The sequence below is a fragment of the Roseixanthobacter pseudopolyaromaticivorans genome (assembly GCF_043195145.2).
Taxonomy (GTDB): Bacteria; Pseudomonadota; Alphaproteobacteria; order Rhizobiales; family Xanthobacteraceae; genus NCEH01.
In genome coordinates, this window is the sequence record NZ_CM195539.1 from 4,803,320 (window position 1) to 4,827,991 (window position 24,672).

The 24,672-nt window shown below is 67.5% G+C and carries 28 protein-coding genes; 14 read left to right on the plus strand and 14 right to left on the minus strand.

What is annotated here, in order from left to right; translation table 11 throughout:
* Window positions 1-26: 26 nt before the first annotated feature.
* Window positions 27-179, minus strand: a complete 153-nt coding sequence (locus tag V5F68_RS22400) for an aa3-type cytochrome c oxidase subunit IV (RefSeq protein ID WP_394015204.1) — start codon at window positions 177-179, stop codon at window positions 27-29.
* A 448-nt stretch (window positions 180-627) separates the two neighbouring features.
* Between V5F68_RS22400 and V5F68_RS22405 the strand changes: the two genes are divergently transcribed.
* From V5F68_RS22405 to V5F68_RS22420, 4 genes are all read left to right on the plus strand, one after another.
* Window positions 628-1,731 (plus strand): PA0069 family radical SAM protein, encoded by a 1,104-nt coding sequence (locus tag V5F68_RS22405; protein ID WP_394015528.1) that lies wholly within the window; start codon window positions 628-630, stop codon window positions 1,729-1,731.
* Window positions 1,732-1,741: 10 nt separating this feature from the next.
* The gene (locus V5F68_RS22410; RefSeq protein WP_394015203.1) at window positions 1,742-2,206 is read left to right on the plus strand and encodes a VOC family protein; all 465 of its coding nucleotides are present in this window, start codon (window positions 1,742-1,744) and stop codon (window positions 2,204-2,206) included.
* Between the two features lie 224 nt (window positions 2,207-2,430).
* Window positions 2,431-2,895 carry a GNAT family N-acetyltransferase gene (locus V5F68_RS22415; protein WP_394015202.1) on the plus strand — a complete coding sequence of 155 codons (465 nt, stop codon included), beginning with the start codon at window positions 2,431-2,433 and terminating at the stop codon, window positions 2,893-2,895.
* Window positions 2,896-3,019: 124 nt separating this feature from the next.
* A complete protein-coding gene (locus V5F68_RS22420; protein ID WP_394015201.1) occupies window positions 3,020-3,298 on the plus strand; it encodes a GNAT family N-acetyltransferase in 279 nt (92 codons plus the stop codon).
* Window positions 3,299-3,305: 7 nt separating this feature from the next.
* Here V5F68_RS22420 and V5F68_RS22425 read toward each other — a convergent pair whose 3' ends face one another.
* The gene (locus V5F68_RS22425) at window positions 3,306-5,138 is read right to left on the minus strand and encodes an ABC transporter transmembrane domain-containing protein (RefSeq protein ID WP_394015200.1); all 1,833 of its coding nucleotides are present in this window, start codon (window positions 5,136-5,138) and stop codon (window positions 3,306-3,308) included.
* 67 nt (window positions 5,139-5,205) lie between these two features.
* Between V5F68_RS22425 and rpmE the strand changes: the two genes are divergently transcribed.
* Window positions 5,206-5,430: a 50S ribosomal protein L31 gene (gene rpmE / locus V5F68_RS22430; RefSeq protein WP_348845517.1), complete on the plus strand. Its 225-nt coding sequence runs from the start codon at window positions 5,206-5,208 to the stop codon at window positions 5,428-5,430.
* 180 nt (window positions 5,431-5,610) lie between these two features.
* Here rpmE and V5F68_RS22435 read toward each other — a convergent pair whose 3' ends face one another.
* Entirely contained in the window at window positions 5,611-5,799 is a 189-nt protein-coding gene (locus tag V5F68_RS22435) for a DUF1192 domain-containing protein (protein ID WP_394015199.1), read from the minus strand.
* A 268-nt stretch (window positions 5,800-6,067) separates the two neighbouring features.
* On the opposite strand from V5F68_RS22435, the gene V5F68_RS22440 reads away from it, so the two are divergent.
* On the plus strand, window positions 6,068-7,078 hold the full coding sequence (locus V5F68_RS22440) for an NAD(P)H-quinone oxidoreductase (RefSeq protein ID WP_394015198.1): 1,011 nt from the start codon (window positions 6,068-6,070) through the stop codon (window positions 7,076-7,078).
* A gap of 125 nt (window positions 7,079-7,203) precedes the next feature.
* Window positions 7,204-10,113 (plus strand): EAL domain-containing protein, encoded by a 2,910-nt coding sequence (locus V5F68_RS22445; protein ID WP_394015197.1) that lies wholly within the window; start codon window positions 7,204-7,206, stop codon window positions 10,111-10,113.
* A 61-nt stretch (window positions 10,114-10,174) separates the two neighbouring features.
* On the opposite strand, the gene V5F68_RS22450 is transcribed toward V5F68_RS22445, so the two are convergent.
* Window positions 10,175-10,792 (minus strand): YqgE/AlgH family protein, encoded by a 618-nt coding sequence (locus V5F68_RS22450; RefSeq protein WP_348845513.1) that lies wholly within the window; start codon window positions 10,790-10,792, stop codon window positions 10,175-10,177.
* Between the two features lie 155 nt (window positions 10,793-10,947).
* Between V5F68_RS22450 and V5F68_RS22455 the strand changes: the two genes are divergently transcribed.
* Together V5F68_RS22455 and V5F68_RS22460 are read left to right on the plus strand one after the other, a co-directional pair.
* Complete coding sequence (locus V5F68_RS22455) at window positions 10,948-11,835, plus strand: protein-disulfide reductase DsbD domain-containing protein (RefSeq protein ID WP_394015196.1); 888 nt, start codon at window positions 10,948-10,950, stop codon at window positions 11,833-11,835.
* A gap of 98 nt (window positions 11,836-11,933) precedes the next feature.
* Window positions 11,934-12,419, plus strand: a complete 486-nt coding sequence (locus V5F68_RS22460; protein WP_348845511.1) for a peroxiredoxin — start codon at window positions 11,934-11,936, stop codon at window positions 12,417-12,419.
* Window positions 12,420-12,476: 57 nt separating this feature from the next.
* Here the strand turns inward: V5F68_RS22460 and V5F68_RS22465 are convergent, their stop codons facing one another.
* Window positions 12,477-12,683 (minus strand): YdcH family protein, encoded by a 207-nt coding sequence (locus V5F68_RS22465; RefSeq protein ID WP_348845510.1) that lies wholly within the window; start codon window positions 12,681-12,683, stop codon window positions 12,477-12,479.
* 166 nt (window positions 12,684-12,849) lie between these two features.
* Here V5F68_RS22465 and V5F68_RS22470 point away from each other — a divergent pair, with 166 nt between their 5' ends.
* Both V5F68_RS22470 and V5F68_RS22475 read left to right on the plus strand, forming a co-directional pair.
* The gene (locus V5F68_RS22470; RefSeq protein ID WP_394015195.1) at window positions 12,850-13,029 is read left to right on the plus strand and encodes a YdcH family protein; all 180 of its coding nucleotides are present in this window, start codon (window positions 12,850-12,852) and stop codon (window positions 13,027-13,029) included.
* A gap of 142 nt (window positions 13,030-13,171) precedes the next feature.
* Window positions 13,172-14,995: an ABC-F family ATP-binding cassette domain-containing protein gene (locus V5F68_RS22475; RefSeq protein ID WP_394015194.1), complete on the plus strand. Its 1,824-nt coding sequence runs from the start codon at window positions 13,172-13,174 to the stop codon at window positions 14,993-14,995.
* Window positions 14,996-15,020: 25 nt separating this feature from the next.
* Here V5F68_RS22475 and V5F68_RS22480 read toward each other — a convergent pair whose 3' ends face one another.
* Entirely contained in the window at window positions 15,021-15,428 is a 408-nt protein-coding gene (locus V5F68_RS22480; protein ID WP_394015193.1) for a tautomerase family protein, read from the minus strand.
* Window positions 15,429-15,526: 98 nt separating this feature from the next.
* On the opposite strand from V5F68_RS22480, the gene V5F68_RS22485 reads away from it, so the two are divergent.
* A complete protein-coding gene (locus V5F68_RS22485) occupies window positions 15,527-16,402 on the plus strand; it encodes a LysR substrate-binding domain-containing protein (protein ID WP_394015192.1) in 876 nt (291 codons plus the stop codon).
* Window positions 16,403-16,423: 21 nt separating this feature from the next.
* On the opposite strand, the gene V5F68_RS22490 is transcribed toward V5F68_RS22485, so the two are convergent.
* Together V5F68_RS22490 and V5F68_RS22495 are read right to left on the minus strand one after the other, a co-directional pair.
* A complete protein-coding gene (locus V5F68_RS22490; RefSeq protein WP_394015191.1) occupies window positions 16,424-17,398 on the minus strand; it encodes a DUF1775 domain-containing protein in 975 nt (324 codons plus the stop codon).
* 39 nt (window positions 17,399-17,437) lie between these two features.
* Window positions 17,438-17,827: a hypothetical protein gene (locus tag V5F68_RS22495; protein WP_394015190.1), complete on the minus strand. Its 390-nt coding sequence runs from the start codon at window positions 17,825-17,827 to the stop codon at window positions 17,438-17,440.
* 109 nt (window positions 17,828-17,936) lie between these two features.
* On the opposite strand from V5F68_RS22495, the gene V5F68_RS22500 reads away from it, so the two are divergent.
* Window positions 17,937-18,425, plus strand: a complete 489-nt coding sequence (locus V5F68_RS22500; protein WP_394015189.1) for a DUF6790 family protein — start codon at window positions 17,937-17,939, stop codon at window positions 18,423-18,425.
* A gap of 30 nt (window positions 18,426-18,455) precedes the next feature.
* Complete coding sequence (locus V5F68_RS22505; RefSeq protein ID WP_394015188.1) at window positions 18,456-19,814, plus strand: ABC1 kinase family protein; 1,359 nt, start codon at window positions 18,456-18,458, stop codon at window positions 19,812-19,814.
* Window positions 19,815-19,820: 6 nt separating this feature from the next.
* Here V5F68_RS22505 and V5F68_RS22510 read toward each other — a convergent pair whose 3' ends face one another.
* From V5F68_RS22510 to V5F68_RS22535, 6 genes are all read right to left on the minus strand, one after another.
* Window positions 19,821-20,699 carry a hypothetical protein gene (locus V5F68_RS22510; protein WP_394015187.1) on the minus strand — a complete coding sequence of 293 codons (879 nt, stop codon included), beginning with the start codon at window positions 20,697-20,699 and terminating at the stop codon, window positions 19,821-19,823.
* Window positions 20,700-20,896: 197 nt separating this feature from the next.
* Complete coding sequence (gene radC / locus V5F68_RS22515) at window positions 20,897-21,604, minus strand: RadC family protein (RefSeq protein WP_394015186.1); 708 nt, start codon at window positions 21,602-21,604, stop codon at window positions 20,897-20,899.
* A 2-nt stretch (window positions 21,605-21,606) separates the two neighbouring features.
* Window positions 21,607-22,434, minus strand: a complete 828-nt coding sequence (gene map, locus V5F68_RS22520) for a type I methionyl aminopeptidase (protein WP_348845498.1) — start codon at window positions 22,432-22,434, stop codon at window positions 21,607-21,609.
* Between the two features lie 125 nt (window positions 22,435-22,559).
* Window positions 22,560-23,273: a DNA/RNA nuclease SfsA gene (gene sfsA / locus V5F68_RS22525; RefSeq protein ID WP_394015185.1), complete on the minus strand. Its 714-nt coding sequence runs from the start codon at window positions 23,271-23,273 to the stop codon at window positions 22,560-22,562.
* Window positions 23,273-23,779, minus strand: a complete 507-nt coding sequence (locus tag V5F68_RS22530; RefSeq protein ID WP_394015184.1) for a PaaI family thioesterase — start codon at window positions 23,777-23,779, stop codon at window positions 23,273-23,275. Before V5F68_RS22530 ends, sfsA begins: the two co-directional genes overlap by 1 nt.
* A 74-nt stretch (window positions 23,780-23,853) precedes the next feature.
* Entirely contained in the window at window positions 23,854-24,627 is a 774-nt protein-coding gene (locus tag V5F68_RS22535; protein ID WP_394015183.1) for a fumarylacetoacetate hydrolase family protein, read from the minus strand.
* Between the last annotated feature and the right edge of the window lie 45 nt (window positions 24,628-24,672).

Genomic DNA, 24,672 nt, shown 5'->3' on the forward strand with positions numbered 1-24,672 from the left:
ACGTCTCCGAAGTCCGAGTGCGAGACTCAGAGCAGGAAAATCCACATGAGGACGAGGATAACGGCGACCGTAATCGCGCCGTATTTCGTGAGCTGCGTAAAAAGCGCAAACGTCCGGGCATGCTCGGCGTAATCGTTGCCCTCGGCTGTCACATATTCAATTGTGCCGTGCTCGGCCATTGGCGTTTCCCCTCAGCTGACGGTGGCCTTGGCCCTTTAGCGGAGAAGGGCTGCTGTGGCAACTCGCGCTGGTGGACAATATACCAGATACGCTAAGGTTCAAGGCCAAAAACACGGGTCGAATTCGGGCTAACGTTCTTGTTTTGTTCGCAGGCTGATGTACCATGAAATCATGGATTCTCAGCGCGATTCTGCCCTTCCGGCAACTTCAGCCGGTGCCCCGGCCGCAGGGCCCGCGCCGCGGCCCGTGCGGGCACAGGCGAAGCGTTCCGTCGCATCCGCGACAAAAAAAAGCAACAAAAGCGACCAGATTGTTGGCCGCCTGAATGAGGATCGGGGCCTGCGCGCAGCGGCCAGGACGCACGCGCTGGCCCTGGGCCGTGCCGAAGCGGAAGCCATGGCGCTGCCACAGGCGCCTGCCGCAGCGGCTTCGGTCCCGCCCGACCACATGCTGACGGCGGTGGACGTGGACCCGCTGGCGCAGGTGGGCGAAGCCCGCCGCCGGGGGCGGGGCGCGGTGTCCAATGCCGCGGGGCGGTTCGAGCCTGCGGCGCGCATCCTGTTCGATGACGGCTGGGCGAGCCTGGAGGACCTGCCGGCGTTCCGCACCGAGGTGGTGGAGGAGCGCGCGCGCACCGTTATCACCCGCAACACCTCGCCGGACATCGCCTTCGACCGGTCGATCAATGCCTATCGCGGCTGCGAGCACGGCTGCATCTATTGTTTCGCCCGGCCCACCCACGCCTATCACGGGCTTTCGGCGGGGCTGGATTTCGAGAGCAAGCTGTTCGTCAAGCCGGACGCGCCGGAACTGCTCGCGCGCGAGCTGATGCACCGCACCTATACGCCCCGCACCATTGCCATGGGCACCAATACCGATCCCTACCAGCCCATCGAGCGGCAATATGAGGTCACGCGCCGGCTTTTGGAGGTGCTGCGGGATTTCGGCCATCCCGTGGGCATCGTCACCAAGTCCGGCCTCGTGGCGCGGGACATCGACATTCTCGCCCCCATGGCCGAGCGCGGGCTGGTGAAGGTGGCGATCTCGATCACCACCCTCGATCCCAAGCTCGCCCGCCTGATGGAGCCGCGCGCGGCGAGCCCGGCGCGGCGGCTGGAGACCATCCGGCGGCTGAGCGAGGCGGGCATTCCCACCGCCGTGCTCACCGCCCCGCTGATCCCCGCGCTCAACGATATGGAGATCGAGCGCATTCTCGACAGCGCCAAGGCTGCGGGCGCCATCGAGGCTGGCTACGTGACGCTGCGCCTGCCGCTGGAGATCGCCGACATGTTCCGCGAGTGGCTGGCCGCCCATTTCCCGGAGAAGGCGCGCCACATCATGTCGCTGGTGCGCGAGATGCACGGCGGCAAGGATTATGATTCCGGCTTCGGCAAGCGCGGCCGGGGGGAGGGGCCCTATGCCTGGACCATCGGCCGGCGCTTCGAGATCGCCGCGCGCCGGCTCGGCCTTGTGGGGCGCGGGCTCAAGCTGACCACCGAGCATTTCAAGCGCGCCACCCAGGTGGGTGAGCAATTGTCGCTTTTCGAGTGAGAGTGTCCCGATGATGTCCGCTGCCCCCTCCGTTCCGCCCGCCGCGCCGCCGCTGCGCCTGCATCTCGTGACGCTCGGCGTCGCCGCGCTTCCGCGTGCGATTGCCTTCTATGACGCCCTCGGCCTCGTGCGTCGGGATCGGGGGACGCAGGGCGTCGCCTTCTTCGAGGCTGGCAACGTGGTGCTCGCGCTGTTCCCCCGGCCGGCGCTGGCCGCGGACGCGACCATGGTGGACAGCGGACCGGGCGGATTTTCCGGCATCGCGCTCGCCTTCAATGTCGCCGGGGAGGGGGAGGTGGATGCCACCCTCGCGGCGGCGCAGGCGGCCGGCGGGACGGTGGTGAAGGCGGGGCAGCGCGTCTTCTGGGGCGGCTATAGTGGCTATTTTACTGATCCCGACGGCCATGTGTGGGAAGTGGCGCACAATCCCTTCTTCCCCTTCGACGACGCCGGCCGCCTCGTGCTGCCGGACTGAGCGCGACAAAAATTCCCCTGCGCGCAGACCATGCGCGCCCGGGGAGGGGCCGGCCGCCTCCGCCGGACAGGTCTCGTCCGCCTGGACCTTACCCCTCCCCGCCTTTTCCCGATGCGGGCACCGTGCTCGACCGGCGGATCGCAGCAGGTGGCCTTGCAAGGCGCCATGACGCGCCGGCCCGAGGCGAGCTAGAGTGGCGCAATAATCTCCACGCAAGGCGCATCATGGCTTCGTCCTTCACCGTCGTGCCCTTCGCTCCCGCCCATCTGCCCGCGCTCGCCGATCTTTGGGTCGCGACCTGGGCGAAGACCATGCCCGAGATCGATTTCGAGGCGCGCCGCCCCTGGTTCCTGGATCACATCGCCAAGTTGCACGGGCAGGGCGCAGAAACCCATGTGGCGCTGGATGCGCCCGTCGGCGCGCCTGCCGGGTTCGTGATCATCGATCCGCGCACCGGCTATCTCGACCAATTGGCGGTGGCGCCCGCCCATTGGGGGCAGGGGGCGGCGGAGGCGCTGATGGAGGCGGCCAAGCTCCGTGCGCCAGGCGGCATCGCGCTGGATGTGAACCAGGACAATCCGCGTGCCGTCGCCTTCTACAAGCGTCTCGGGTTCGAGATCGCCTCCGCCGGGCAAAATCCCATGTCCGGCCGGGCGATCTGGCGCATGGAATGGCGGCCCGCGGTCTGAGCCGAACCTGCGCCCGCCCGAACGCGGCCGTGCACAACGGGAAAGTGATGGCGCCCCGCCGCTGCGATCCGCCGTTCTTCGGGCTTATGCTTCGGCAACGCATCGCACACGGAACGGAGTCCCCATGCCGACAGACGTCATCGACAATCCCGCCCAGAACCGCTTCGAGCTGAAGGTGGGCGATGAACTGGCGCTCGCCTATTACAAGCGCGACGGCGACCGGATCATCCTCACCCACACCGAGGTGCCGCAGGCGCTGTCCGGCCAGGGCATCGGCTCGCGTCTCGCGGCCGGCGCCTTCGCGCATATCCGCGAGGACGGAAACAAGGCCGTCACCCAATGTTCCTTCATGGCAGCATGGTCTGCCCGCCACCCGGAAGTGGCCGACCTGGTCGTGGGCTGAAGCGGCCTCAGGCCGCCGTATTGAACTGGAGCGCGGCAAGGCGGGCATAAAGGCCGCCCTTGCCCACCAGTTCGGAATGGGTCCCCTCGTCGACGATGCGGCCGTCCTCCATCACCAGGATGCGGTCGGCGGAGAGCACCGTCGCGAGGCGATGGGCGATCACCAGCGTGGTGCGCCCTTCCATGGAGCGCTCAAGCGCGGTCTGCACCAGCGTCTCGCTTTCGGCATCCAACGCGCTGGTGGCTTCGTCCAGCAGCAGGATGGGCGCGGCGCGCAGGATCGCGCGGGCGATCACGATGCGCTGGCGCTGCCCACCGGAAAGCGTCACCCCGCGCTCGCCCACCAGCGTGTCCCAGCCGTCGGGCATGCGGGTCACGAACTCGTCCACCAAGGCGGCGCGGCCGGCGGCCTCCACCTCGGCATCGCTCGCCTCAGGGCGGGCTAGACGAATGTTCTCGCGCACTGTGTCGGCAAAGATGGCCACGTCCTGCGGTACCAGGGCGAGATTGAGCCGCACCGCGACAGGATCGCAGCGCGTCACGTCGATCTCGTCCAGCAGGATGGCGCCGGCCTGCGGGTCATAGAAGCGCTCCAGCAACTGGAACACGGTGCTCTTGCCGGCCCCGGACGGCCCCACCAGCGCCACCCGCTCGCCGGGGCGGACGGTGAAGGAAACGTCGCGCAAAGCCGGCGCATGGGGCCGGGTGGGATAGGTGAAGCCCACATGGTCGAACCTTATGGCGCCGGAGACCCGGTCGAGCGCCACGGGCGCGGCGGGGGCCTTCACCTTCGGCTCTTCCTTGAGCAATTCGCCGATGCGCTCGGCGGCGCCGGAGGCGGCGGACACCTCGCCCCACACCTGCGACAATTCCCCGAGCCCGCTCGCCGCCAGCACCGCGAACAGCAGGAACTGGCTGAGCTGGCCCGACGACATGGACCCGTTGAGCACCGACTGGGCGCCCACCCAGAGCACGCCGACCACGCTGGAAAACACCAGGAAGATGATGACGCCGGTGAGCCAGGACCGCGCTGCCGTGGCACCGCGCGCCGCCTCGAAGGACTTTTCCACCGCGCGGTCGAACTGGGCGCGGGCCGAGCCCTCGGCGGTGGAAGCCTGGACCGCGCGCATGGCGCCGATCACTTCGGAGGCATAGGCGGAGGCCTCCGCCAGCGTATCCTGAGCCGCCCGCGAGCGTGCTCGCACCTTGCGGCCGGAGGCGACCAGGGGCAGCACGATCAAGGGAATGACGATGAGCACCAGGCCCGACAGGCGCGGGCTCGTGACCACCATCATGATGACGGCGCCGATGCACATGACGAGGTTGCGCAGCGCCACCGACGCGGACGAGCCCACGGCCGACTTGATCTGCGTCGTGTCGCCCACCAGCCGCGAGGTTAGCTCGCCGGCCCGCGCGGTATCGAAGAAGGTGCCGTCCAGCGTGGTGAGCCGCGCGAACACGGCGGCCCGCAGGTCCGCGACCACCCGTTCGCCGAGCGTGGTCACGAGGTAATAGCGCGCGGCGGAGGCGAGGGCGAGAACGCCCACGACCACGATCAGCACGGCGAAATAGCGGTCGATCAGCCCGGCATGGTCGGCGGCGAAGCCGTAATCGATCATGCGCCGAACGGCGACGGGCATGGCGAGGGTGGCCAGGGCCGCCACGGTGAGCGCGATCAGCGCGCCGCATACCCGCGAGCGATAGCGCAGAATATACGGGCCAAGCGCAAGCAGCGGACCGATGCTGCGGCGGCTTTTGGTCGATTTGGAGGGATCGACGGCGGGTTCCAGTGCGGTGTCGGCTTGTGTCAACGGATGCTCTCGGTTATAGACCCGCCTCATTCCCTCAGGAAACGAATTCATACCGCTGCGGGCTTGAATGCTCGGCGCGGCGAGAAGGACGCAACCCATGAAGAGCGACGTTCACCCCGATTACCATTTCATCAAGGTGGTGATGACTGACGGCACCGAGTACACGACGCGATCGACCTTCGGCAAGGAGGGCGACAGCCTTCAGCTCGACATCGACCCGCGCACGCACCCGGCTTGGACCGGCGGCACCCAGCAGCTGCTCGACCGCGGCGGCCGTGTTTCCCGCTTCAAGAACAAGTTCGGCGGCCTGCTCAAGGGCTGATCGCACGGGGTGCGGCGCCGCGTCCTGCGGGGCTCGGTCGCACCGCTTCGCCGTCTTTCGAACCCCGCGCGCGGCCTGTTTGCCACGCTCTTGCGCCGGCTCATCCGAGCCGGCTTTGCCATGTCTGGAGCCTGGGCGCTCGGCGCCGACGCGCGCCGCCCTGGAGGCGAAGCGCCCGGTTCAGAACTTGAACACGGAATGGGCGGCATCGCGCGAGGCGATCTTGGCCGCCTTGGCCCGCTCCAGCCGGTCGATCTCTTCCCGCAGCAGCACGATGCGGGCGTCGATCTCATCCACGGAGAGCCGGTCGAGGTCTGCCGGGGCGAGCACCGCAGAGGGTTTCGGGGCGATGGGGCGGTCGTCGTCCATGGCGCGCACTCCTGGCCGTTGCACGGCTGGCCGGTGAAACGCCGGCTGAAACGCCGGCCGCTGAACCGAAAGCATCCCGAAGACAGGCAGGCCCGCTCCGGATCGTCGGGCGGATAAAAGCCGCTCGCGCCCCGCGCGTCCATCTTTCCGTTTTTTCCCCGCCCGGCATGGGATAGTAGGGCTAACCCCGGCGCTGCCGCGCCGGTCCCTCTCTGCCGTCCCGCACCGTCACGGTCGGGCGCCTCCCGCTCCCTTCCGGAACCGCGCCATGACACAATCCTCCTCGCTTCCCGCCACCATGATCGCCATCAACATCACCACCCCCGGCGGCCCCGAGGTGCTCGTGCCCGGCAAGCGGCCCGTGCCGGTTCCCGGCGCGCGTGAGATTTTGGTGAAGGTGGAAGCCGCCGGCGTGAACCGCCCGGACGTGGTGCAGCGGCGCGGGCTTTATCCCGCTCCTCCCGGCGCGTCCGACATTCCCGGCCTGGAGATCGCCGGCATCGTCGTGGCCCTGGGCGCCGAAGTGACGCGCTTCAAGCTCGGCGATGCGGTGTGCGCGCTCGTCACCGGTGGCGGCTACGCGCAATATTGCCTGAGCCACGAGGCGACCGCCCTGCCGGTGCCCGAGGGCCTGTCCATGGTGGAAGCGGCGGCCATTCCGGAAACCTTCTTCACCGTGTGGAGCAATGTGTTCGACCGGGGCGGCCTCAAGCGCGGCGAGACGCTGCTGGTCCACGGCGGCACGGGCGGCATCGGCACCACGGCGATCCAGCTCGGCAAGGCGTTCGGCGCCACGGTGATCACCACCGCGGGTTCCGCGGAAAAGTGCACGGCCTGCCTCAAGCTCGGCGCCGATCTCGCCATCGACTACAAGACCCAGGATTTCGTCGCCGAGGTGAAGAGCGCGACCGGCGGCAAGGGTGCCAACGTCATTCTCGACGTGGTGGGCGGCGCCTATATCCAGCGCAATTACGAGGCGGCGGCGGTGGAAGGGCGGATCGTGCAGATCGCCTTCCAGGACGGCTCGAAGGTGAATATCGACTTCATGCGCCTGATGCTGAAGCGCCTGACGCATACCGGCTCCACCCTACGGGCGCGCCCGGTCGCGGACAAGGAAGCCATCGCGAACGCCTTGACCCAGCATGTGATTCCGTTGATCGCCGCCGGTACGGTGCGACCGCTGATCGATTGCACCTTCCCCCTGGAGAAGGCGAGCGAGGCGCACGCGCGCATGGACACCAGCGCGCATATCGGCAAAATCATGCTGACCGTCGCGTGAGCCGACAGCGCCCGTTGGTGATGCGCCGCAACAGGCATAGCGTCGGCTATGCCTTGCTCGCGCCGCATCCGAGCGCTAGTCATGCGCGTTCGGCCTGGCGAATAGCCGGGTGCGGAGGTTTGCCGTTGCGTTCTACGATTGTCTTTTGCATCGCACTGTTGGCGGTTCTCGGGCTCGGTGCGCCGGCGGCGCATGCCGTCGAGACCATCGCCGTCCGTCTCGATGCCAAGGTCACGGACCTCCTGCCCGCCGTCGAACGCCAGCACACCGACAACGACCGCATCCAATTGTCCACGGCGCCGGGTGCCGACGGCATCGTGCGCCGCATTGAGGTGCGCACCACCGACGGCCGGCCGCAGGGCAATTGGGTCACTTTCGCGCTGGCCAACAATACCGACGAGCAGGTGGACCGCCTGATCGTCGCGCCGTTTTATCGCATGGTGGGTTCGGGCCTATTCTGGCCCGATCTCGGCAATCGCCGCATCCTCTCCCTGACGCCCAGCCAGGGCTTCAAGCCGGAGCGCGAGGCGGCGCCCGACGCGGATGTCTTCACCATCACGCTGGATCCAGGCTCCACGGTCACCTTCGTCGCCGAGCTCGCCGGGCCGAACCTGCCGCAGCTCTATCTGTGGGAACCCAACGCCTATAAGGACAAGGTCAACAGCTTCACCTTGTACCATGGCATCGTGATCGGCATCGCCGGCCTGCTGGCGCTGTTCCTGACCATCCTGTTCGTGGTCAAGGGCTCGGTCATGTTCCCCGCCGCCGCCGCGCTGGCGTGGGCGGTGCTCGGTTATATCGGGCTTGATTTCTCCTTCTGGTCCAAGGTGTTCGGGCTTTCGCCCGTGGCCGAGCAATTCTGGCGCGCCGCGGGCGAGGCGATCCTCACCGCCACCTTGTTGGTGTTCCTGTTCGCCTATCTCAATCTCAACCGCTGGCACGTGCGCTACATGCACGTGGCCGCCGGATGGCTCGCCTTCCTGGCGGCGCTGGTGGCTGTGGCGCTGGCCGACGCGCCCATGGCGGCGGGCATCGCCCGCCTCTCGCTGCTGGCAGTGGCGGTGGCCGGGCTCGGCGTGGTCATCTGGCTGTCCCAGCACGGCTATGACCGCGCGGTGCTGATCATCCCCACCTGGCTGCTGCTGGTGGTGTGGGTGGTGATGGCGGGCCTGACCGTCGCCGGCCTCGTCACCAACGACCTCGTCGCCCCGGCCCTGTCCGGCGGCCTGGTGCTGATCGTCATGCTCATCGGCTTTACGGTGATGCAGCACGCCTTCGCCGGCCTCGGCGCGGTGCAGGGCTCGACATCCGATCTGGAGCGGCGCGCGCTCGCGCTGGCGGGCTCCGGCTATATCGTCTGGGACTGGGATGTGGACAGCGACCGCATCTACACCTCACCCGAGGCGGAGGAGGCGCTGGGCCTGAAGCGCCGTTCGCTGGAGACCGAGGCGGCCGGCTGGCTGGAGGTGCTTCACCCCGCAGATCGCGACCGTTTCCGCGCCACCCTCGACGGCATCATCGAGCAGCGCCGCGGTCGCATCGACCAGGATTTCCGCCTGCGCGCCATCGACGGCCATTACATGACCTTCAACCTGCGCGCCCGCCCGGTGGTGGGGGCGGACGGTGAGGTGGTGCGCTGCATCGGCACGCTCATTGACGTCACGGGCGAGCGCATCGCCGCCGAGCGCCTGCTGCACGACGCGGTGCGCGACAATCTTACCGGCCTGCCCAATCGCGAACTGTTCCTCGACCGGCTGGACCAGGCGCTCACTTTCGCCAAGATGGACGAGAGCCTGAAGCCGACCGTGATGGTCATCGATCTCGACCGCTTCCGGCAGGTGAACGTCTCGGTCGGCATGGGGGTGGGGGATTCGATCCTGCTCACGGTCGCCCGCCGCCTCATGCGGCTGCTGAAGCCGCAGGATACCTTGGCGCGCATTTCCGGCGATCAGTTCGGCATGATCCTGATGTCCGAGCGTGATCCCGAGCGCATCACCACCTTCGCCGACACCATGCGCCGTTCCCTGCGCGCGCCCATCACCTTCGCCGAGAAGGAGGTGTTCATCACCGCCTCCATCGGCCTCGTCCTGCCCGGCCAGGAGCAGAGCAAGCGCAGCGAGGTGCTGAAGGACGCGGAACTCGCCATGTATTATGCCAAGCGCATCGGCGGCGACCGTATCGAGGTGTTCCGTCCCGCCATGCGCCAGCAGAAGATCGACCATGTCTCGCTCGAAAACGAGCTGCGGCAGGCGCTGGAGCGCAACGAGATCTTCATGCGCTACCAGCCCATCGTGCGCATGCACGACCGGGCCATCGGCGGGTTCGAGGCCTTCATGCGCTGGCGCCATCCCACCTTGGGGGAAATGGCCGCCTCCGATTTCCTGCCCGTGGCCGAGGAAAGCGGGCTGATCCTCGATCTTGGCCTGTTCGCCCTGGAGCATGCGGCACGCCAGCTCGGCCAATGGCAGCGCCTGGTGCGTGTGGACCCGCCTTTGTTCATGCACGTGAACGTCTCGTCCCGCCAATTGCTGCGGCACGATCTGATCCAGGATCTGAAAGCCGTCCTCGCCCGCAATGCGGTGGCGCCCGGCTCGCTGAAGCTGGAGGTCACCGAGAGCCTGGTGATGGAAAACCCGGAATATGCGGCGGTAATGCTGGCCCGCATCCGGGAACTGGGCGCCGGCCTGTGCCTGGACGATTTCGGCACCGGCCAGTCGGCGCTCGCCTATCTCCAGCGCTTCCCGTTCGACACCATCAAGATCGACCAGCGCTTCGTGCGTGACAGCGCCAAGGGCGCGGCGCGCGCGGCCCGGCCGATCATCGTCGGCTCCATCGTCGCCCTCGCCCATCAGCTCGGCATGGAAGTGGTGGCGGAAAGCCTGGAGAAGGAAGCCGAGGCCACGGAGATGGCGCGCTTCGGCTGCGAATATGCGCAAGGCATCCTGTTCGGCGAGCCGCTGACCACGGAGGAGTGCCGCGCCCTGTTCGAGCCCTCTACCCCCAAGGACCGCCGCCGCCGCGCCGCTGCCGAATAGGAGGGCGTGCCACGTGCGCCCCCCCGGAGCCGTGGCCCCGCCGGGCCGCCGGATGCCCGCGTCAGGCGTGGCCCGCGTCGCTGGAGAGCATGCCGGGATCGATGCCGAGCTTGCGCAGGGCGAGATCGTATTTTGTCTCGATGCTTTCGCCGAAGATCAGGTCCGGATCGGCGGGGCAATGCAGCCAGCCGTTGGCCTGGATCTCCGTCTCCAGCTGTCCCGGCGCCCATCCGGCATAGCCGAGCGCCAGCACCGCGCTATGCGGCCCGGTGCCGCCGGCGATGGCTTTCAGGATGTCCAGCGTCGCCGTCAGGCAGATGCCGCCGTCGATGGGCAAGGTGGAATTCTCGATGAAATAATCCGACGAATGCAGCACGAAGCCGCGCCCCGTCTCCACGGGGCCGCCGCGCAGCACTTTGACGGCCCCGGCGCGCCGCGGCAGCAGGATGCGGGCATCTTCCGGCACCACATCCAATTGCACCAAGAGGTCGGCGAAATTGATGTGGGAGGCCGCCTGGTTGACGATGATGCCCATCGCCCCTTCGTTGGAATGGGCACAGACATAGATGAGGGCGCGAGAGAAACGCTCGTCCTGCATGGACGGCATGGCAATAAGCATCTGCCCGTCGAGGAAATCCGGCGGGGCGCCGAGGGAAAAGGCCTTGCGATCGACCATCATCCCCACAGCCTAACCCGGCCTGCCGGATTTGAAAACGGTGAACCGGCCATGGATGCTGCCACATTGGCGCAATCAGAGGTCACATCGTTGTGCCGTCACATGAAAGTGCGCGCCGCCCCTTTGCGCTTGCGGGCGGGAGGCTGTAGGCGCACGGCATGATGTTTCCTCGTCTTCCCCTGCTGGTGCTGGCACCGGCCCTCTCCCTGGCCCTCCTCGCGCCGCCGGCGCCGCTGGCAGCGGCCGAAACCCCGTGGAGCAGTGCGCAGAATGCCGACATGCGCCTGATTTCCGGCGCGGTGACGGATGGCGTGGTGGAAGCCGGCATCGAGATCCGCCTCGCGCCGGGCTGGAAGACCTATTGGCGGTATCCCGGCGACAGCGGCGTGCCCCCCCGGTTCGACTGGAGCGGCTCACGCAACGTGGCGCGGGTGGATGTCGCTTTCCCCGCGCCCAAGCGCTTCTCCGATGGCGCGAGCGGTTTCTCCATCGGCTACAAGGGCGGCAGCGTGCTGCTGCCACTACGGGTGCGGCTCGCGGAACCGGGCCGCTCGGCGCGTCTCGACCTGTCGCTGGATTTCGCCGTGTGCGAAGCCTTGTGCGTGCCGGTGCATGCCGAGGCCAGCCTGGATATTCCCGCCGCCGGCGATGGCCCCAATGCGGCTCTTGCCGCGGCGCGCGCGCGGGTGCCGGCTCCTGTCGCCCTGGGCGCAGGCCCTGCGCCGGCGCTGCTCTCGGCCGAGGTCATCGCCCAGGAAGCATCGCCCGCCGAGGCCAATCCGGGCAACGCCCGTGCGCCGGCGCCGTTACTGGTGGTGACCGCGACCGTGTCTTCCGAGAAGGCCGACCTGTTCGTGGAAGGCCCCGACAATACATGGGCGCTCCCCCTGCCCAGCCGCACCTTCGGTCCGAACGGGGAAGCCCGCTTCACCCTGGAACTCGACGGCCTGCCTTCCGGGGAGACATGGCAGGGCAAGCAGGTGCGCCTCACGCTGGTGGATTCCGACAAATCGGTGGAGGCAACGGTGCCGCTCAAGGGGAAATGACGGCGGGACGGAGATCGCGACTTTCATCGCGCGGAAATCCCCCTATTCTGCGCCGCATTCGGCCGAAGAGCGCCGATAAGTCTGCGGAGAAACCACCAATGGCAATCCAAATCGGCGATACCCTGCCCGCGGCGACCTTCCGCGTTTCCACGGAAGACGGCCCGGTTCCCAAGACGACCGACGATGTCTTCAAGGGCAAGCGCGTCGTTCTTTTCGCCGTCCCCGGCGCTTTCACGCCCACCTGCCACAAGAATCATCTTCCGGGCTATGTTTCGCGCGCGGATGAGATCAAGGCGAAGGGCGTTGATACCATCGCCGTGGTGTCCGTAAACGATCCGTTCGTCATGGGCGCGTGGGAAAAAGCCTCCGGCGCTGATGGGAAGATCGTATTCCTCTCTGATGGCAACGGCGAATTCTCGCGGGCGCTTGATTTGACCTTCGACGGTTCCATGGCCGGCCTTGGCGTACGCTCCAAGCGTTATTCCATGCTGGTGGAGGACGGCGTCGTGAAGTCGCTCAATGTGGAGGACGTTCCCTCCAAGGCCGACGTCTCCTCGGCGCAGGTCATGCTGGGCCAAATCTGAGCTTTTGCTTCACCGATCAAGATGAATGGAGCCCTCCGGTTTGTCCGGAGGGCTTTTTTACGCGATGATGTCCGGGAAAAGCTCGTCTTCCAGGTGGGAAATTCTGTCTTTCAACTGGAGCTTGCGCTTCTTCAGCCGTTGGATTTGCAGAATATCCGAGCCGGTCACCGCGGTGAGCGCGTCGATGGCGGCATCCAGGTCCCGATGCTCCTGCCGCAGGCGCTCCAGCAGCAATTTCAGCTCCCGTTCCTCGTCACTGGTCATGCCATATCCGTCGCGGTCCGAGCTGCCTTATCTCGCATACCGCACCGCCTCCCCAAGCCGCAAGCCGCACGGCGCCGCAGGCTGGAAGGCGCGTAAAAATAGCCCTTGGACTCTTTGCCGCCTCCATGACAGACTATCGTTCGTTGCAGACAGGGAGACGAAAAGCATGTCCGTCCAGTCGCACCTCGAAGAGCTGAAGCGTCGTCACGCAGCCCTTCAGATGGCCATCGAACGTGAACTCAATCACGCCTCCACCGACCCGTTGCGGGTCGTCGAACTCAAGCGTCGCAAGCTCCTGCTGAAGGATCAGATCGCCCGGCTGCGCGGCGAAGCGACCGTCCACTAAGCTGAAATCAAGCAGACGTCCCGGCTGCGGCGCGCGCAAGCGTCCGGCCGGAAGCGCGGTTTGCTGTGCCCATGGCGGGTCTTGGTGCCTTTGCGGGCGCGGATGGGTTCCATCCGCCGGCAAAACCCACTAAGTCCACGCCATGGCCCCACCGCTGATTTCGCTTCAAGACGTCCATCTGCGCTTCGGCGCCACCCCCTTGCTCGACGGCGCGGAGATTTCCGTGTCGCCGGGCGAAAGGCTGTGCCTCGTCGGGCGCAACGGGTCGGGCAAATCCACCCTGCTGAAGGTGGCCGCGGGCCTGATCGAGGCCGACGCCGCCGTTCGCTTCTTCCAGCCGGGCGCCACCGTCCGCTATCTGCCGCAGGAGCCGGACTTTTCCGGCTTTGCGACGACGCTCGCCTATGTGGAAGCCGGCCTCGGGCCGGGCGACCAGGAGTATCGGGCCCAGTATCTGCTGGACCAGCTCGGCCTAACGGGAAGCGAGGACCCGGCCCACCTCTCCGGCGGCGAAGCGCGCCGGGCCGCTCTGGCGCGCGTGATCGCGCCCGAGCCGGACGTGCTGCTGCTGGACGAGCCCACCAACCATCTGGATCTGCCCGCCATCGAATGGCTGGAAAGCGAACTGAAGTCGCTGCGCTCCGCGCTCGTGGTCATCAGCCATGACCGGCGGTTCCTGCAAAATCTGTCGCGCGCCACCATTTGGCTGGACCGAGGCACGACCCGCCGGCTGGACCAGGGCTTCGCCAGCTTCGAGGCCTGGCGCGACCAGGTGCTGGAGCAGGAAGAGACCGACCGCCACAAGCTCGACCGCAAGATCGTCGCCGAGCAGGACTGGCTGCGCTATGGCGTCACCGCCCGCCGCAAGCGCAATGTGCGGCGCCTCGGCCTGCTGCAGTCCATGCGTACCGACCGACGCGAGGAGCGCCGCGCCCAGGGCAATGTGAAGATCACGGTCACCGAGGCGGAAACCTCCGGCAAGCTGGTGATCGAAGCCAAGGGCATCTCCAAATCCTACGACGGCGCCCCCATCGTCACGGATTTCTCCACCCGCATCGTGCGCGGCGACCGGATCGGCATCGTCGGCCCGAACGGCGCCGGCAAGACCACCCTGCTGAAGATGCTGACCGGAGAACTCGCCCCGGACAGCGGCACGGTGCGCCTCGGGGCGAATTTGGAAATCGCGTCGCTCGACCAGAAGCGTGCGGCGCTCGACCCCAACACCACCTTGCGCGACGCCCTCACCGGCGGCGGCAGCGACCAGGTGATGGTCGGCGGCGTGCCCAAGCATGTGATGGGGTATCTCAAGGACTTCCTGTTTACCCCGGACCAGGCGAACTCGCCTTTGTCCGTGCTGTCGGGCGGCGAGCGGGGGCGGCTCATGCTGGCGCGGGCGCTGGCTCTTCCGTCCAACATGCTGATCCTGGACGAGCCGACCAACGATCTCGATCTGGAAACTCTCGACCTGTTGCAGGAAATGGTGGCGGATTATCCCGGCACTGTGATCCTGGTCAGCCATGATCGTGACTTCCTGGACCGTACCGTCACTAGCGTGATCGCGGCGGAAGGGGCGGGCGTGTTCACCGAATATGCCGGCGGCTATGCCGACATGGTGAACCAGCGCGGCCACGGCGTGCAGGCGAAGGAAAAGCGCGGCGAGAGCGCGCCCGCGAAGACGGGGGGAAAAGTTGCTCCCAAGGCCGGCGCCGCTGCCGACGAGGGCAAGAAGCGGCGCCTGACCTTCCACGAGAAGCATGCGCTCCAGACCTTGCCCAAGACCTTGGACAAGCTGCGCAACGAGGCCGACAAGCTGGGCGCCGTCCTGTCCGACCCGGTGCTGTACGAGCGCGATCCCGGCTCGTTCGAGCGCACCTCGGCTGCGCTCGCCAAGGTGCAGAAGGAATTGGACGCCGCGGAAGAAGAATGGCTGCGGCTGGAAATCCTGCGCGAGGAAATCGAAGGCTGAGCCTTCCCGCCCCGCGCAGGGGCGCCTAGGCCGCCTTTAGGGTTTTCTCCACATAGCGGCTTTCCTGGGTGCGCCCGCCATAGCCATAGGCGTCCGCCTTCACCTCGCGCACCAGGATATAGCTTTCCGGGTGCAGGGGGCCGAGCAGGTCGCCCATGGCGGCGAACACGGCGGCGATATAGGCCGCTTTCTCGTCCTTGGTGTTGGTGCCATCCACCACCGCTATGTCCAGCCAGAAGCTGGCGAGGCCGGCGTCGGCCAAGCTTCGCCCGCCGACAAACCACAAGCCGGCATCGAGGAAATCCACCGCCACCGAGGTAAGAGCTGGGTCCTTGCGCAGGATTTTGGCGGTGAGGGCCGAAAGGGTTCCGGCGGCGGTGGCGGCAATAGCGGCATCGCTCTGGCCAGAGAGCTTCGCTTGCAGAATGGGCATCGGTCAGGTCTCCGTGTGGGATGAGATAACCGTAGCGCCGCACATCATTTGATGAAAAATTGATTTATCGGGATCAATGATTTCGATATTCTCATAATATGAGCCGCAATCTCGATCTCGATCTTCTCCGCAGCTTCGTTGCCGTCGCCACTCTCGGCTCGGTCTCGGCCGCAAGCGCGCGGGTCGGGCGGTCGCAATCGGCCGTGAGCCTCCAGATGGACCGGCTGTCGGACACGCTGGGCTTCGCCTTGCTGGAGCGGCGCGGGCGGGGCGTCGCGCTCACGGCGCGCGGTGCCGCCTTCCTCGACGATGCCCGCGCGCTGCTCGATCTCAACGACCGCGTGCTCGGCCATCATGCCGCCGGCGCGGGGTCCGAGCCGGTGCGTCTCGGCTTCGTTCAGGACGTGGGGGAAGGGGCGTTGCAGCGCATTCTGGAGCGCGTGTCCGCCGTGCTGCCTGGCGCGCCGCTGACGGTGCAGGTGGCCTCCACCGGGCGCCTGATGGCGGGCCTGAAGGCAGGCACTCTCGACCTTGCCGCGGGGTTTCGCGGTGAAAGCGATCTTCCCGCCTTGGACCTGGCGCGCGAACCCATGGAATGGCTCGGCGCGCGCGACCTGCGCCTTGCCGCGGATGCACCGGTGCCGCTGCTGGTGTTCGAGGCGCCGTGCGTGTTCCGGGATGCGGCGATTTCCGCCCTCAATGCGGCGGGGCGGGCATTCCGCATCGCCTTCACCAGCCCGAGCCTGCCGGGGCTGCTGGCCGCAGTCGGCGCGGGGATCGGGGTGACGGTGCGTACGGCCCGCGCGCGGCGGGCCGATATCGTGACGGTGACGGGTCTCGGCACCGCGGTGCTGCCGTGCGTGGATTTTGCGCTCTACGGACGGGCCGAGAGCCTGTCCCCCGCGCTGGTTCTGGCGCGGGAGGTGATGCGCGAGGAATTGCAGCGCGAGCGGCCGCTGTTCGCCGCCGCGTGAGGCCGCGCCGCACTCAGGCGGTCAGTGCTGATGCTCCATCGCGCCCATGCCGCCGCCCGTGGGCGCGCCGGCGCCGATGCCGCGCACGTCGAACACCACGTCCACCGTGCCCGCCTTCTCGAAGGTCAGCGTGCCCTTCACGCTCTCGCCTTCCTTCAGCGGCTGCTTGAGATCCTGCAGCATCAAATGATAGCCGCCGGGCGCCAGCGCGACGGTGGCGCCGGGGGGAATCTCGAGGCCACCCGAGACCGGTCGCATGGTCATGACGCCGTTGTTCATGCTCATTTCATGAACTTCGAAGCGGCCGGCCCGCTCGAATGAGCCGCCCACCAGCTTGTCCGTCACGGTGCCCGTATTGGTGATCTTCAGATAGCCACCGGCCACTTTCGCGCCGCCGGGGGTCGCGCGGGCCCAGGGCTGCTCGATGGTGAGCGTGCCGACCTTGACGGCGGATGCTGCGGCGGGGGCGTTGGCCGCCGCGAGTTTCAGCGCGGGCGCCGGACGCGACGGCATGGGGGCGCCGTCCTTGGGGATTTCCGACCAGTCGGCGCTCGCGCCCTCGCAGGTCTGCAGCACCGGGAAATACAGCTTGGTCGCCTGCGGCTGGGGCGCGAGATAGGCGATGAAGACGAACTCGTCATAATAGGCGTTGGGCAGATTGCCGCCGGACCAGGTGATGGTCTTCACCCCTTCCTTCACCGGCCCACCGTGCATCACCTCATAGGCCTTCTCATAGGGGCCGGTCTCCAAGGCGAGGGTCCAGCCGGCCTTGGGCTGCGGCTTCACCGTCACCACGCCCTCGGGAATGCTGACCTTGATGGCGGTGGTGGCAGCGTCTCCGCAGCCGTGTGGCACCTTCAGCACGCCCTTGTAGGAGGTGCCCGAAGTCGCCTGTCCTTCGGCCAGGGTCACATGGGCCGAGGCGGGGCCGGCAAAGGTCAAGAAAAGAGCGGCGGCAAGGCCCAGGGGCGCGGTGCGCGCGAACGAAATGGACATGGAACGTCTCCCAACGGGTTTGAGGATCTGCGGGCAGGCTCAAACGGCGGAGGGAGGTCCTCGGGCGTGGAAGGGCCGGGAGCTATGGCGCGCGGGGCTTGCGACCGGTCGCTCCGCGAACATGATCGCGGTCACCCGCGACGCAGGTTCCAGGCGCGCGGCCTCCCCGCCCGGCATCGCGAGCGGCGCCGGACTGGCGAGGCAGCCGAGCACGCAGCACAGGTCCATGTGCGGGGCCTGGGTCGGGGAATCCGAATTGGTGGAGGCAAGCCCGGCGCACGTGGCGCTCCAGGGATCGGGTGCCGTGGCGGCGGCATGCTGGACCGCAGCCGCGGAGGCGAACACCATCTGCAGCAGCAGCGCATAGGCGAGCGCGAGGCGGAGAGCCCACCCCGCCACGGTCGATCTTGCGCTGCCGGATCCGCTCATGATCCTGCCATAGGCTGCGCCGCGCGCGCCGGCAAGCGCAGCGGCGCCGCAGGCTGGCAGTGTGGGAAAAACGATGGCACCTTGCGGGCTGGGATGGAGGGAGGCGCGTATGGTGTTCTGGGTTCCCCTGATGTCGTGGGGCTTTGCCCTGGCGCTCGCGCTCCTCGCCGTGGCGCGGGCGCCGCGCCCCTTGCCGCCCGGCTTTGTCGCGGACCGGCTGTTGCGCTACCTCTTCCTGGTGCCGCTGGGGCTGATGGGATTGTGGGCGTTCCTCGGCCACGTGTTCTTGGCGGCCGAGTCGGCGCGCGCCATCGGCTGGGCGCCGAGCCCGTTCCAGTTCGAGGTGGGCATGGCCAATCTCGGCATGGGCGTCGCCGGCGTGATCGCGGCCTTTTATGGCAACTGGGGCTTTCGCCTCGGCGTTGCCGTGGTGGCGGCCGGCTTCCTCGGCGGGGCGGCGGTGGGGCATGTGGTGCAGATTGTCGAGACCGGCAACCTTGCGGCGGGAAATGCCGGCCCCATTCTCTATACGGACATTCTCACGCCCCTCACCCTCCTGGTGCTGCTGGCACTCACCCGCCATACCGCGCGCGGCTGAGCCCGGCCTCCGGGCACAGCGAGCCGCCCCATGACCGAAGACGCCGAGCGCAACCGCTTCTCCGCCCGCGCCGCCCGCTACGCGCGGGTGGGCGCCAACGTGGGGGGTGTCGCGGCGCGCATGGCGGGCACGCGGCTGTTCGGGCTCGACAAGGCGGGGGAGGGCAATGCGGCGGCGCTGGCCGCGGCGCTGGGTGGGTTGAAAGGTCCGCTGATGAAGGTGGCGCAGCTCATGTCCACCATTCCCGACGTGCTGCCGCCCGAATATGCCGCCGAGCTTCAGAAACTGCAGAACGACGCACCGCCCATGGGCTGGGCCTTCGTGCGCCGCCGCATGATGGCGGAGCTGGGCCGCGACTGGGAAACCCGCTTCGCCTCGTTCGAGCACAAGCCGGCCGCCGCCGCCTCCCTCGGCCAGGTGCATCGCGCGGTGGCGCTCGATGGCGAGGAACTGGCCTGCAAGCTGCAATATCCTGACATGCAGGCGGCGGTGGAGGCGGACCTCAGCCAGCTGGATCTTCTCTTCTCGCTCCATCGCCGCATGGACCCTGCCATCGACACCCGCGAAATCGCCGGGGAGATCGGCGCGCGCGTGCGCGAGGAACTGGACTATCGCCGCGAGGCCAAGCACGCCGCCCTTTATGCGCTGATGCTGGAGGGGCAAGACCATGTGCGCGTGCCAAGCGTGCGCACCGATCTCTCCACCGGCCGGCTTCTGACCCTACACTGGCTGGAGGGGCAGAAGATCCTGGGTTTCACCGAACACCCGCTGGAAGAGCGCAACCGATTGGCGCGGGCCATGTTCACGGCCTGGTGGCTCCCGTTCAGCCGGTTCGGGGTGATCCACGGCGATCCGCATCTCGGCAATTACACCGTCTTTACCGATGAAGCCGGTACGCCGGGGGGCATCAACCTGCTGGATTACGGCTGCATCCGCATCTTCCCCCCGGCCTTCGTCGCCGGCGTAATGGATCTCTATCGCGGTCTGCTCGCAAACGACGAGGCGCGGGTGGTGCACGCGTATGAGACCTGGGGCTTCAAGGGCCTCAAGCGCGAATTAATCGACGTGCTGAACATCTGGGCGCGCTTCATTTATGGGCCGCTCATGGATGATCGCGTGCGCACCATCGCCGACGGCGTGGCGCCCGGCGAATATGGACGGCGCGAGGCGTTCCGGGTGCATACGGCGCTGAAGCAGCTTGGGCCGGTGACGGTGCCGCGCGAATTCGTGTTCATGGATCGCGCGGCCATCGGGCTCGGCGCGGTGTTCCTGCATCTGAAGGCGGAGCTGAACTTCCATCGCCTGTTCGAAGAGGCGATGGCGGATTTCACGTTGGAGGGCGTCGCATCGCGGCAAGCGGCGGCGCTGGCCCAGGTGGGCCTCGCTTAAGCGGCCTCAGTTGGCGGGCGCCGCCGTACGCGAGAGGACGGAGGCAGTTCCGGCCGAAACGCCATCCCCGGGTGTCGCCGATCCCGCGCCCGTCGGCCCCTGGGCCGGCGCTGGGGGCAAAGCGGGAATCGGCGTGTTCGCGGCGGTCTGCGGCTTGCTCGCGGCCGGCGTTTGAGCCGGGACCGGTTGCCCGACCACCGGGGCCGACATGCTGGGCCTCGGCGAGGCGAGGCCGGGCGTTCCAGCCTTCGGCGCATTGGCGCTTTCAGCCGGTTCCACGGCGATGGCACCGGGATTTTCCGCAGTATCGGGCGCATCGTCATGGGCCGCAGCGTCGTCGGATGGCGGCACGGCGGGCGCCGGGATGTCCGGACCCGAGGTGCTGGCGATCTCGCTGTCGGCGGGCCGGGGCTTGGGCAGTGGGGCACGCGCCACCGGCTGGCTGCGTTGCTGGGGTGCGCCATAGGCCCCTTGAGCGGGAGGGGCACCATAGGCGCCCGGCGGTGGGGCGGCGCCATAAGCAGGTGCTGGGCCATAGGGCCCGCCGGGCGGACCGAACATGGAGGGATCGGCCTGCTGCACCAGTCCCGAATAGGCATCCACCGCGAGGATCAGCGGGCCGCGATCATCCACTGCGTCGATCATATAGGTGCGCCCGCGCAGCACCGGCCGCCCGACCCGGCCATAGCCGAGATTGAGCACGATGGAGCGGATCTCCTGCGGCGGCAGCATCACTGTTCCGGTCGTATAGCCCGGCGGCGCGCGATAGATGCGCGGCATCTCCGCAGGCGCGCCATAGACCGTGGGCGGATAAGGATAATATTGCGCTCGCGCCGGTTCGCCCGCGAGCGTTGCCGCGCCGCCGACAAGTGCTAGCAGGCCCAACGTGGAGCGCCGCCTGGCGCTGGAAGGGAGGCAAAAGGGCATGGATGTTCTGCCGAAAAGCTGCATCTGCGCACCAAGCCCGCTCAATGAGGCACCGTTACGACCATATGCGGGCGCAAGCGTGCGCGAGGCTTGCCGAATGTTTCCGGTGTTGCGCGACCGTGAGCCTGGCGGCGAAGGTGTGCCGCCGGCCGGCCTCACATCAGCCGCAGCCCCTTCAGGCTGGCATGGCCGTCGCGCCCCACGATGATGTGGTCGTGCACGTCGATGCCCAGCGGCTTGGCGATGTCGATGATCTTGCGCGTCATGTCGATATCGGCGCGCGAGGGCGTGGGGTCGCCCGAGGGGTGGTTGTGGCACAGGATGATGGCGGTGGCCGAGAGTTCGAGCGCCCGCTTGACCACCTCGCGAGGGTAGACCGGCGCGTGATCCACGGTTCCGTGTTGCACCACCTCGTCGGCGATCAGCTGGTTGCGCTTGTCGAGAAACAGCACCCGCACCTGCTCGCGCTCCGCGAACGCCATGGAGGCGCGGCAATAATCGAGCACCGAACTCCAGGAGGAGAGCACCGGGCGCCGCTTCATCTGGCCTTTGGCGAAGCGGTGGGCGGCCGCCTCGATGATCTTCAGCTCGGTGACGATGGCATCTTTCACGCCGGGAATCTCGGCGAGCAGCGCGGCTGGCGCGGCCACCACCTCGGCGAAGGAGCCGAAGCGCTCTACCAGGGCTTTCGCGAGCGGCTTCACGTCGCGCCGGGGCACGGCGCGGAACAGCACCAGTTCGAGCAATTCATAATCCGCGAGGGCGGCCGAACCGGCCTCGCGGAAGCGCGCGCGCAGGCGGTCGCGGTGCCCCAGGAAATGGGGGCCGGCTTCGGCGACGCCGTCCTCAGGCTCCCCCGCCATGGTCAGGCCGGCAGATAGGGCGGCTTGTGATAGCCCTTCGGGCTCAGGGTGAAGATTTCCACCCCGGTCTGCGTGACACCGACCGTATGCTCGAACTGGGCGGAGAGCGAGCGGTCGCGCGTCACCGCGGTCCAGCCGTCGGAAAGCACCTTCACATGGGGCCGGCCGAGATTGATCATCGGCTCCACGGTGAAGATCATGCCGGGCTTCAGCTCCGGTCCCTCGCCGCGCCGGCCCACATGGACGATGTTCGGCTCGTCGTGGAACACTTGTCCGACGCCGTGGCCGCAGAAATCGCGCACCACGCTCATGTGCTGGGGCTCGACGAAATCCTGGATCGCCGCGCCGATGTCGCCCACATGGCCGCCCGGCTTGATGGCCTCGATGCCGAGCATCATGGAATCATAGGTGACTTCGATCAGCCGCTCGGCCCGGCGGGGGATTTCGCCGATGGCATACATGCGGCTGGAATCGCCATACCAGCCGTCGACGATCAGCGTCACGTCCACATTCACGATATCCCCTTCGCGCAACGGGCGGGGGTTGGGCATGCCGTGGCAGACGACGTGATTGATGGAGGTGCACACCGAATAGCGATAGCCGCGATACATCAGCGTGGCGGGCAGGGCGCCATGGTCCATGGCGAACTGGAAGATCAGATCGTCGATCGCGGCGGTCGAGACCCCGGGGCCGACCATTTCGGCGACCGCGTCCAGCGCCTGCGCTGTCAGCTGGCCGGCCTTGCGCATGCCTTCGAAGGCGGCGGGGCCATAGAGCTTGATATGGCCGGTTTTCCTGAGCGGCGCTTGGGCCGCTTCCACATAGGTCATCGCATTGGTCCTGAACCGGCGCGCGTCGCCAGCATTGATTGCGTTTGCATCAGATTTAGGCCATGCGGCGCGCAAAGCAAGTGTCCGTGCGCCCTTGCATGCCGCCCGCGCCTCCGGTGCAGGCTCTACCCCAGCATGGGAATGGGGCGGTCCACCGCGATGCCGCCGGCATCCAGGCGGCAGGCGAACGCGAGCGCTTCCACCCCGGCGATACGGGCAAGATCGAATGCTGCGCCATAGGCGGGATCGATGTCGCGGGCGATGGAGACGCTCTGCGCCGAGCCGATCTGGCACAGATAGACCATCACCGCCCGCGCCCCGGCCCGGGCCTGGGCCGCCAGCTCGACCAGGTGCTTGGTGCCGCGCGCGGTGACGCAATCGGGAAATTCGGACAGGTGGGGACGACGCATGAGGTGGACGTTCTTCACCTCGACAAAGCAGGGCGGCCGTCCCTCGCCTTCCAGCAACAGATCGATGCGGCTGTTGACGCCATATTTCACTTCGCGCCGCAGGCTGGCGTAGCCGGCAAGTTCGGGAATGGCGCCGGCCAGAATCGCGTCAGCCACAAGCGCGTTGGGATGCATGGTGTTGACGCCCACCAGCTCCAGCCCGGCACCGAAGTCCGCCTCCACCATCTCCCAGCTCAGCGGCAGCTTGCGCGTGAGCACGGGCGAGCGGGACAGCCAGACCCGCGCCCCGGGCGTCGCGAGCCCGCTCATGGCGCCCGAATTCGCCACATGGACGGTCGTCTCGCTGCCGTCCGCCAACACCACATCGGCGAGGAAACGTTTGTAGCGGCGGATCAGGGTCGCAGGCTGGAGGGCGGTGGGAAAGCGCATCAGGCGCGGGTGTCGCTGCGGCCGGCGAGGCAGAACAGGGTCTGCGTGCCGCTGGCGCAATGGGTGCGCTTCCCTTGGGCTTCCGCGAACACCTCCACCCGCGTGATGGTGAGGGTTCGGCCAAACTTCAGCACCTCGCCCAGGGCGATGAGCCGCTCGCCTCGGCCCGGCGACATGATGTTGACCTTGTATTCCACCGTGACCACGCTCGAATCGGCGGGAAACAGGGTGAATGCGGCATAGCCGCCGGCGCTGTCGGCGATCGCGCCGATGGACCCGCCGTGAAAATAGCCGTGCTGCTGGGTGAGGCCTTCGGCAAACGGCAGGATCACCTCCACCCGTCCCGCCTCCACGCGCCCCAGCTGCGCGCCGAGCGTCGCCATGAAGGGCTGGCGGGAAAAGCTGTCGCGCACGCGCTGCGCGAAATCGGGATCGGGCGGGACGAAGGCCGGCGCAGGCGCGGCGGGGTCGGGGACGGCAGGGTCGGGGACGGAAGGGGCGGTCATGCAAAGGGTCCCGGAAGTCTGTTCCGGGACCCTCTTACATCATTCGCCACCGGGCGCACGCCCCCGGCCGGAGGTCATTGCACGAAGATGTTCTTCAAGGTGCCGATGCCGTCGATGACGATATCGATTTCGTTCGACGGGTCCTTCATGGAGCCGACGCCCACCGAGGTGCCGCAGGCGATGAGATCGCCGGGGTTCAGCGTCATGTCCTGCGAGAGCAGGGCCACGAGGCGGTGCGGCGGGAAGATCATGTCGGCGAGCGGGTAGTTCTGCCGCTCGGCGCCGTTGAGAATGGTGCGCACGCTGGCGCTGGCGGCGTCGAATTCCGTCTCGATCCAAGGGCCGAACGGGCCATATTGGTCGAAGCCCTTGGCGCGCGCCCATTGCGGGAAGGTCGGATCCTTGTTCAGGATGTCCGCCGCCGTGATGTCGTTGACGATAGTATAGCCGAAGATGTGGGCGGCCGCCTCGTCTTCTGAGATATTGCTCGCGGTCTTGCCGATGACGATGCCGAGCTCGCCTTCATAGACCGTCTTGCCGGAATAGGCCGGCGGGCGGTGCACGATGCTGCCCGGTGCGGCGACCGAGGTGGTGGCCTTGAGCAGATAGAGCGGCTCGGCCGGCTCGGCGACATTGAGCTTGGCGGCAAGGCCGTGGAAATTGTTCCACAGGGCGATGATCTTGCTCGGCACGCTCGGGGCTTCGAGCGTCACAGCGGAGAGCGCCACCCGCTCGCCGGTCGGCGTCGCGCCGGCGAACATGTCGCCCTGGTGCACGGCGATGGCCTCGCCCTCCAGCGTGCCGAACCCGGTGCTTCCGTTCTGCGTGAAACGGACCCATTTCGCCATCTGGCGGCTCCTGACATGAGATGAGGGGGCCGGCTGCGCGGCGTC

Bases quoted from the DNA above. Each gene is read 5' to 3' on its own strand.
- V5F68_RS22400 (WP_394015204.1), bottom strand. From the start codon at position 179: ATGGCCGAGCACGGCACAATTGAATATGTGACAGCCGAGGGCAACGAT.
- V5F68_RS22405 (WP_394015528.1), top strand. From the start codon at position 628: ATGCTGACGGCGGTGGACGTGGACCCGCTGGCGCAGGTGGGCGAAGCC.
- V5F68_RS22410 (WP_394015203.1), top strand. From the start codon at position 1,742: ATGATGTCCGCTGCCCCCTCCGTTCCGCCCGCCGCGCCGCCGCTGCGC.
- V5F68_RS22415 (WP_394015202.1), top strand. From the start codon at position 2,431: ATGGCTTCGTCCTTCACCGTCGTGCCCTTCGCTCCCGCCCATCTGCCC.
- V5F68_RS22420 (WP_394015201.1), top strand. From the start codon at position 3,020: ATGCCGACAGACGTCATCGACAATCCCGCCCAGAACCGCTTCGAGCTG.
- V5F68_RS22425 (WP_394015200.1), bottom strand. From the start codon at position 5,138: ATGAGGCGGGTCTATAACCGAGAGCATCCGTTGACACAAGCCGACACC.
- rpmE (WP_348845517.1), top strand. From the start codon at position 5,206: ATGAAGAGCGACGTTCACCCCGATTACCATTTCATCAAGGTGGTGATG.
- V5F68_RS22435 (WP_394015199.1), bottom strand. From the start codon at position 5,799: ATGGACGACGACCGCCCCATCGCCCCGAAACCCTCTGCGGTGCTCGCC.
- V5F68_RS22440 (WP_394015198.1), top strand. From the start codon at position 6,068: ATGACACAATCCTCCTCGCTTCCCGCCACCATGATCGCCATCAACATC.
- V5F68_RS22450 (WP_348845513.1), bottom strand. From the start codon at position 10,792: ATGATGGTCGATCGCAAGGCCTTTTCCCTCGGCGCCCCGCCGGATTTC.
- V5F68_RS22455 (WP_394015196.1), top strand. From the start codon at position 10,948: ATGATGTTTCCTCGTCTTCCCCTGCTGGTGCTGGCACCGGCCCTCTCC.
- V5F68_RS22460 (WP_348845511.1), top strand. From the start codon at position 11,934: ATGGCAATCCAAATCGGCGATACCCTGCCCGCGGCGACCTTCCGCGTT.
- V5F68_RS22465 (WP_348845510.1), bottom strand. From the start codon at position 12,683: ATGACCAGTGACGAGGAACGGGAGCTGAAATTGCTGCTGGAGCGCCTG.
- V5F68_RS22470 (WP_394015195.1), top strand. From the start codon at position 12,850: ATGTCCGTCCAGTCGCACCTCGAAGAGCTGAAGCGTCGTCACGCAGCC.
- V5F68_RS22475 (WP_394015194.1), top strand. From the start codon at position 13,172: ATGGCCCCACCGCTGATTTCGCTTCAAGACGTCCATCTGCGCTTCGGC.
- V5F68_RS22480 (WP_394015193.1), bottom strand. From the start codon at position 15,428: ATGCCCATTCTGCAAGCGAAGCTCTCTGGCCAGAGCGATGCCGCTATT.
- V5F68_RS22485 (WP_394015192.1), top strand. From the start codon at position 15,527: ATGAGCCGCAATCTCGATCTCGATCTTCTCCGCAGCTTCGTTGCCGTC.
- V5F68_RS22490 (WP_394015191.1), bottom strand. From the start codon at position 17,398: ATGTCCATTTCGTTCGCGCGCACCGCGCCCCTGGGCCTTGCCGCCGCT.
- V5F68_RS22495 (WP_394015190.1), bottom strand. From the start codon at position 17,827: ATGAGCGGATCCGGCAGCGCAAGATCGACCGTGGCGGGGTGGGCTCTC.
- V5F68_RS22500 (WP_394015189.1), top strand. From the start codon at position 17,937: ATGGTGTTCTGGGTTCCCCTGATGTCGTGGGGCTTTGCCCTGGCGCTC.
- V5F68_RS22505 (WP_394015188.1), top strand. From the start codon at position 18,456: ATGACCGAAGACGCCGAGCGCAACCGCTTCTCCGCCCGCGCCGCCCGC.
- radC (WP_394015186.1), bottom strand. From the start codon at position 21,604: ATGGCGGGGGAGCCTGAGGACGGCGTCGCCGAAGCCGGCCCCCATTTC.
- map (WP_348845498.1), bottom strand. From the start codon at position 22,434: ATGACCTATGTGGAAGCGGCCCAAGCGCCGCTCAGGAAAACCGGCCAT.
- sfsA (WP_394015185.1), bottom strand. From the start codon at position 23,273: ATGCGCTTTCCCACCGCCCTCCAGCCTGCGACCCTGATCCGCCGCTAC.
- V5F68_RS22530 (WP_394015184.1), bottom strand. From the start codon at position 23,779: ATGACCGCCCCTTCCGTCCCCGACCCTGCCGTCCCCGACCCCGCCGCG.
- V5F68_RS22535 (WP_394015183.1), bottom strand. From the start codon at position 24,627: ATGGCGAAATGGGTCCGTTTCACGCAGAACGGAAGCACCGGGTTCGGC.